Here is a 240-nt window from a genome sequence, read left to right as displayed (position 1 = left end):
GAAATCCTACGGCTCGAAACTTCAATATCTTGAACTCAAACAAGAACTCATCGAAGAGCAGCAAGATCTTGCCGTGCAACAAGCACGACTGAATCAGCTCAAGCAATCCGAGCAAAGCATCAGCACACAGCAAACGCTCTATCTCGCTGAAAAACGCAAACAAACATTGGCTGAGCAAAACGCCTTACAAGTCCAAAGCGATGCCTTGTCCCAGCAAGTGACCAAAGCAGAACAGCGCTT

At 47.1% G+C, this 240-nt stretch carries 1 pseudogene; it reads left to right on the top strand.

Annotation, left to right across the window (positions count from 1 at the left end):
* Positions 1-240 (top strand): annotated as a pseudogene (locus tag A3751_RS23320) (HlyD family type I secretion periplasmic adaptor subunit); the annotation flags it as partial.

The sequence above is a fragment of the Oleiphilus sp. HI0080 genome (genome assembly GCF_001635135.1).
The sequence above is the reverse complement of the archived record's forward strand: the minus strand, read 5'-3'. Positions and strand labels throughout refer to the sequence as shown.